General features: G+C 67.4%; 3 protein-coding genes and 3 pseudogenes. 2 read left to right on the top strand and 4 right to left on the bottom strand.

Going from position 1 to position 6,006, the window contains the following annotated elements:
• From Q0379_RS06120 to Q0379_RS06110, 3 genes and pseudogenes are all read right to left on the bottom strand, one after another.
• A pseudogene (locus Q0379_RS06120) lies at positions 1–280 on the bottom strand (PCRF domain-containing protein); the annotation flags it as partial.
• A gap of 178 nt (positions 281–458) precedes the next feature.
• A complete protein-coding gene (locus tag Q0379_RS06115; protein ID WP_299005726.1) occupies positions 459–2,825 on the bottom strand; it encodes a penicillin-binding protein 1A in 2,367 nt (788 codons plus the stop codon).
• 126 nt (positions 2,826–2,951) lie between these two features.
• Positions 2,952–4,151, bottom strand: coding sequence for an N-acetylmuramoyl-L-alanine amidase (locus tag Q0379_RS06110; protein ID WP_299005724.1), 1,200 nt, complete (start codon positions 4,149–4,151; stop codon positions 2,952–2,954).
• 403 nt (positions 4,152–4,554) lie between these two features.
• Here Q0379_RS06110 and Q0379_RS06105 point away from each other — a divergent pair, with 403 nt between their 5' ends.
• Together Q0379_RS06105 and Q0379_RS06100 are read left to right on the top strand one after the other, a co-directional pair.
• Positions 4,555–4,773: a hypothetical protein gene (locus tag Q0379_RS06105; RefSeq protein ID WP_299005722.1), complete on the top strand. Its 219-nt coding sequence runs from the start codon at positions 4,555–4,557 to the stop codon at positions 4,771–4,773.
• Positions 4,697–5,389 (top strand): annotated as a pseudogene (locus Q0379_RS06100) (ribonuclease E/G); the annotation flags it as partial. The gene Q0379_RS06105 and the pseudogene Q0379_RS06100, both read left to right, overlap by 77 nt.
• 9 nt (positions 5,390–5,398) lie before the next feature.
• Here the strand turns inward: Q0379_RS06100 and Q0379_RS06095 are convergent.
• Positions 5,399–5,908 (bottom strand): annotated as a pseudogene (locus Q0379_RS06095) (M20/M25/M40 family metallo-hydrolase); the annotation flags it as partial.
• Between the last annotated feature and the right edge of the window lie 98 nt (positions 5,909–6,006).

The raw sequence follows: 6,006 nt of genomic DNA, 5'->3' as shown, positions 1-6,006 counted from the left end.
CGACTCCTCATCGCCTTCCATGTCGGCCAGCTCGGCGTATTCGACGGCGTCCTTGAGGTCGCGTTCGATCGACTGTACGGCCTCGACCTTGGCGGCCAGGCTGGCGCGTTCGCGCGAGACGGCCTGCGCCTCGGACGGGCGATCCCACAGGGTTGGGTCCTCGACCCGGGCGTTCAGCTCATCGAGCTTGCGGAGAGCGACGTCCCAGTCAAAGACGCCTCCTGAGCAGTCCCACGGACTGCTCGATGTCGGCCGCGGCGGCCTCGACATCCGGTCGCATCACGTTACTCCGTGACAGTGTTGAAGGGCGCGGGAGAGAGCGCGCCAGGGTTAAGTGTGCGCGGTTAACCCGCTCGGGCGCGCTCTAAACTTTTGAATCTAGAGCCCGCGGATCCGGTTCAGATTGGAAATCTGAACCGGGCAGGCTCTAACCCGCGTCGCTCCCCCGCGCAATGACATCAATAGAGGCCGCTGAGCGGATCGACCTTTTGCGGCGGCTTGCCGGGCTGGGCCTGGGGCTGCGGAACCGGCGGCAGGCCCGGCGTCAGCTCGTTGTACGGGATTGGCCCCGTGGGCATGACCTCGATCTTGGGCTCGGTGCCCGGCCGGAAAGCTTCGCGGACGCCGCGCACCAGGGCGAATTTGGCGTTCTTCGGCGGCTTGAAGTCGACCACCGGCTGGCCCTCGAGCGCAACCTTCATGAAGTCCATGAACACCGGCACCGGACCGGCCGCGCCGGTTTCCCCCTCGCCCAGCGAGCGGTTGTCGTCGAAGCCGAAGAAGACCCCGACGATCAGGTTAGGCGAATAGCCGACGAACCAGGCGCTGCGATATTCATTGGTCGTGCCGGTCTTGCCCGCAAGAGGACGGCCCAGCGAACTGACGGCGGCGGCGGTGCCGCGCTGGACCACGCCCTGTAGCATCGAGGTGATCTGGTAGGCGGTGACCGGGTCCATGATCTGCTCGCCCGGCGCTGCGAAGCGCGGGCTCTCGTCGCCATTAAAGCCGGCGTTGCAGCGCTCGCAGTCGCGTTTGTCGGCGCGGAAGATGACCTTGCCCTCGCGGTCCTGGACCACCTCGATCAGGTGCGGCTCGACCCGGCGGCCGCCGTTGACGAACGGGGCGTAGGCCGCGGTCAGCTTGAACGGCGTGGTCTCCCCCGCCCCCAGCGCCATGGCCAGCACCGGATCCATGGTCTTCACCACGCCGGCCCGCTGGGCGAAGTCGACGATCTTCTTCATGCCCACGCTCTGGGCCAGGCGCACGGTCATCGCATTGATCGACTGCTCCAGGCCCTTGCGCAGCGGCTGAGCGCCATAGAACTCCTTGTGATAGTTCTCTGGGCTCCAGTCCTGGCCGTTGGCGCCCTTCAGGGTGATCGGGGCGTCGACCACCACACTGGCGGGCGTGTAGCCGTTCTCCAGGGCCGTGGCGTAGACGAACGGCTTGAACGACGAGCCCGGTTGGCGTTTGGCCTGGGTGGCGCGGTTGAAGTTCGACAGCGAATAGCTGTAGCCGCCCACCAGAGCCACGATCCGGCCCGTATAGGGCTCCATCGCCACGAGGGCGCCGTTGACCGCCGGCACCTGGCGCAGGCGGTAGCCGCCGCTCGCGGCCTTCTCGACGAAGACGAGGTCGCCCGCCTTCAGACCCTTGCCGGCCTTGGCCCAGGCCATGTCCTCGCCGACGATCTGGCCCTCACCCTCGCCCTTGACCAGACGCACCTGGCCGCCATTGGAGGTCACCAGAGCCGGGCGCCAGGCGCTGCGCTCCGACGGGATCGGCTTGGCGAGCGCGGTCTTCTCCCAATTGAGGTCCGTGGACTCGACGTGACCCCAGGCGCCGCGCCAGCCGTGACGGCGGTCGTAGCGCTCCAGGCCGTCCATCAGCGACATGCGCGCGGCCGTCTGCAGCCGCGGATCCAACGTCGTGCGCATGTAGTAGCCGCCCTCGTTCAGGCGGGGCCCAAGCGTGGCCATGCCGCGCTGGCGCACCTCCTCGACGAAGTAGTCGGCGTCGCGATAGGCGGCGCGCTTGGGCGCGGCCTGGACGACCAGATCCTCGGCCATCGCCTGCTGGGCTTGCGCCTTGGTGATCCAGCCCTGCTCGGCCATCTGGCCCAGCACCCAGTTGCGGCGAGCCATCGCCTTGGCCTTGTTGCGGATCGGGTGGTAGTTGTCCGGGCCCTTGGGCAGCGAGGCCAGATAGGCGCATTGGGCCAGGGTCAGGTCCGGCAGGGACTTGCCGAAATAGTTGTAGGCCGCCGCGCCGACGCCGAACGAGCGATAGCCCAGCCAGATTTCGTTGAGATAGAGCTCAAGGATCTGCTGCTTGGTCAGCGACTGCTCCAGGCGGCTGGCCAGGATGGCTTCCTTGAACTTGCGGCCGACGGTGGCGTCGCTGGTCAAGAGGACGTTCTTGGCGACCTGCTGAGTGATCGTCGAGCCGCCCTCGAGCCGCCTGCCGCGGATGGCGTTGCCGACGTTCTTGATCATCGCGCGCGACAGGCCGCCGACATCGACGCCGCCGTGGCTGAAGAAGTTGCGGTCCTCGGCCGCCAGGAAGGCCTGGGCTAGTTGCGGCGGGATCTGGTCGTAGGGAATGAAGATCCGGCGCTCCTTGGAGTATTCGCCGATCAGGGTGCCGTCCCAGGCGTAGACGCGCGTGGCCGTGGGCGGACGATAATCCTGCAGCTCGCCGGCGTCGGGCATGTCGTGGAACAGCCAGGCGGCGTAGATCGCGATCGCGAAGCCCGCGACGGCGATGAGCGACAGCACCGCCACGCCCGCGATGGCCATCCATCGTTCGCTGGGTTTCAGATCCACGCGACCTCCGTCGAGGCAGGCGCCCTCGCCCACCGCACACCTAGACTCTGATCGTCCGGCGCACGGCGCGAACGTTCGCCTCTGTGATTAGAGCGCGACGCGCGAAAGGGGAAGCGGACCTTTCGGTCAGGACTTGCGGACGTCCGCCGAGAAATAGGCCTCAATGGAGTCGCCGACGGCGTCGACCAGGCGGGCGCGGCTGGCCTTGTTGGTCAGGAACGCCTCATCCTCGGGATTGGTGATGAAGCCCATCTCCAGCAGCACGGCCGGCACGTCCGGCGCCAGCAGCACGAAGAAGCCGGCGTCGCGGTGGCTGCGGCGCAGCAGCGCCGTCTCCTCGCCCACATTAGCCAGCAGCAGCTGGGCGAAGGTGGCCGAGCGATTCTTGGTCGCGCGTTGCGACAGGTCGAGCAGGATCTGGCTGACCGCGCGATCACGGCCCGGCAGATTGGCCTTCATCAGCCAATCGTTCTTGTCGAGCACCAGGCCCACGCGTTCCGCGCCCTTTTCGGACACGGTGTAGACCGAGGCGCCGCGCGTGGCGGTGTCGGGTCCGGAATCGGCGTGCAGCGAGATGAAGAGGTCGGCATCGGCGCGGCGGGCGATCTGCACGCGGCCTTCCAGCGGCACGAAGGTGTCGGTCTCGCGGGTCAAGACGACCTGATAGCGGCCCGTCCTTTCCAGACGGGCCTTCAGGGCCTTGGCCGCGGCCAGGGTGACATCCTTCTCGAAGGCGTTGGCGCCCACGGCGCCGGAGTCCTTACCGCCGTGGCCGGCGTCGATGACGATGACCTTCTTCAGGCGAAGCGGCGCGGCCTTGACCGGCGCGCTAGCGAACGTGAGACGCGGCGCGGTCTGGGTCCCGGCCGGCATGGCGGCGCCGTCCACGGCCTTGAGGTCGATGACATAGCGATAGGCGGTGGCCCCGTCGCCCGGCGGCAGCAGGAAGCGGCGGCGGACCTCGACCTTGCCCGCCAGTTCCAGGCGCAGACGCGCGCCGCCGGCGGCCTCGTCGATCAGCCAATGCTTGACCAGACCTTGACCGGAGCCCTGCAGGTCGCCGGAAATGGTGATGTTCGGGAGCGCGAACACCAGACGCTGATCGCTCGCGCCATCGGAAATCAGCTTGCCAGCCGCGGCGCGGTCCAGGTCGATGACGACGCGGGTCTCGGTGCGGTCGCCGCCGAAACGGACCTTCTGAACGCCCGAGGGCGCGGCGGGGCCTTGGGCGGTCGCGACGGCGACGCCAGCGGTGGTCAAGCCGCCGACGATCAGGGCCGCCCTGAACCAACCCATACGGGCCAGACTGATGAGAACCTTACGCATACCCGTCCGCGCTAGCCGGATTTGGTGAACCGTTCGTCAATATCCGGCCAAGGGGGTAGCCAAAGGGTTAAGTCCTGATCGACGTGGAAAGCTTTTCTTTTCCGCGCCGATGTGGCTACAGTCCCGCCGCGTGCGAAGTTCCGTGATCGTCACGACTGCGTGCGGGCTGTCCTTGGTGACGAAAGAGGTCCTGAACCCCTTCCGACGCCGAGGCGGCAGACTAGATAGTTCGCGATACGACCGACCGTGCGGGCAAGACGCCTACCGAGACGCCGTATCGTGGGGCTCGCGTCGGGCTCAAACGCCCTCCTGGCGACGACGCGCCATCCGATCCGCGCCTCCTGGCGCGACACAAGAAACATCCAATCCGCGCCCCGCGCGGTAGGGACAAAACGAAACCCCAATGGGCTGCGCCGCACCCGACCGCCTTTGGCACCCGACCCTTCGCAACCGCGCTGGCGGGGCGACGGTCGGCGACGCGCGCGCCCTTCATTCAGATCGGCGACCGGGCCTAGCGCCCGCAGCGCGCCGTGGAGACTTCCTTAATGTCGAAGAAGATGCTGATCGACGCAGCACACGCCGAAGAGACGCGTGTGGTCGTCGTGGACGGAACCCGGGTTGAAGAGTTCGATTTCGAGAGCCAGACCCGCAAACAGCTTCGTGGAAATATCTATCTCGCCAAGGTGACCCGCGTCGAACCCAGCCTTCAGGCTGCGTTCGTCGAGTACGGCGGCAATCGTCACGGCTTCCTGGCGTTCAACGAAATCCACCCCGACTACTACCAGATCCCGGTCGCCGACCGCGAAGCGCTGATGCGCGACGACTCCGGCGATGACGAGGACGACACCCCGATCTCGCGTCGCGCCACCGGCGGCGACGACGAGGATGACGTGGGCGGCGAAGACACCGCGATCGACGACGACGAAGACGACGTCGAGGAAGAGCTGGCGCGCCGCAAGCGCCGCCTGATGCGCAAGTACAAGATCCAGGAAGTGATCCGCCGCCGGCAGATCATGCTGGTCCAGGTCGTCAAGGAAGAGCGCGGCAACAAGGGCGCGGCCCTGACCACCTACCTCTCCCTGGCCGGCCGCTACGGCGTCCTGATGCCCAACACCGCCCGCGGCGGCGGCATCAGCCGCAAGATCACGGCGGTCACCGACCGCAAGCGCCTGAAGAGCGTCGTCCAGAGCCTGGACGTGCCGCAGGGCATGGGCCTGATCGTCCGGTGTGCGGGGGCGCATGTTCACGCGCAGGATCGCACGGTCGGGCACGACATTATTGGGGCTGCCCCCATCGATCTTCGCCGGATTGACGGTCAGCCCGTCGCGGACAAGCCGTTCCAGCCGAAGGGCGATGTCGGCGGCGGCGAGCAGGGCGTTGCGCCCGTCGGCCGGATTGCGCCCGGCATGGGCGCTGCGGCCGGTGACGATGATCGAGAAATTGCCGCTGCCCGGCCGGGCGCCCGCCAGCGTTCCATCCGGCAGCGCGGAAGGTTCATAGGTGAAGGCGGCCTGCTTGCCCCGGGCAGCATCGGCGAGCAATGCGGCGGAGCCGGGCGAGCCGATTTCCTCGTCGCTGTTGAGAATGAGTTGATAGCCGATCCGGTCGCACAGGGGCGATGCCTCTAACGCCCGGAGCGCGGCCAGCATGACGGCGATGCCGCCCTTCATGTCGGCGACGCCGGGGCCGTTCAGTACGTCGTCGCCGAGCCAGGCGCAGTTCTGGAAACTGCTGTCGACCGGGAAAACCGTGTCCATATGGCCGGTGAAGAGCAGTTGCAGCGGTGCCTGCGGCCGGACGGTGAGGCGCAGATTGTCGCCGAGCGGCATCGGGTCTTCCCGCCCGTCCGGTGCGA

Source organism: uncultured Caulobacter sp. (genome assembly GCF_937900395.1).
Taxonomy (GTDB): Bacteria; Pseudomonadota; Alphaproteobacteria; order Caulobacterales; family Caulobacteraceae; genus Caulobacter.
Note: the sequence above shows the minus strand (reverse complement) of the source record. Positions and strands in the feature narration are given on the sequence as shown.